The sequence below is a fragment of the Brevibacterium sp. SIMBA_078 genome (genome assembly GCF_046534565.1).
In the GTDB taxonomy this organism is placed as follows: Bacteria; Actinomycetota; Actinomycetes; order Actinomycetales; family Brevibacteriaceae; genus Brevibacterium.
Genome location: NZ_JAWRYQ010000297.1, coordinates 1 through 264, shown reverse-complemented (window position 1 = coordinate 264; position 264 = coordinate 1). Strand labels below are relative to the sequence as shown.

Sequence of the window (264 nt, the reverse complement as noted above, 5' to 3'; positions counted from 1 at the left end):
CAGCACACCGCTAAGCGCGCCATTGCCAGTTAAGCGCGACTGGATGAAACCTGCACAAAACCTTACTCACTCACGGCGCGCAGTCTATGAAGTCGCCGCCTACCTGCGTGATGTGATACGGCCACAGATGGACTGTCGCCTCGCCGATGATGTGACTTCGCAGCAGTTGATGACGCCAAGAGGTCGTCCGACAAAAGAGTCTGATGAAATGAAGCCTGATGAATAAGCCTCTACACGGTCATATTGCTGGCTTGCTACTGTCTA

At 53.4% G+C, this 264-nt stretch carries 1 protein-coding gene; it reads left to right on the top strand.

Annotated features, from left to right (window positions below; all coding sequences use genetic code 11):
- A partial coding sequence (locus SB749_RS19795; protein ID WP_410711811.1) for a hypothetical protein occupies positions 1–226 on the top strand: 226 nt, incomplete at its 5' end.
- Between the last annotated feature and the right edge of the window lie 38 nt (positions 227–264).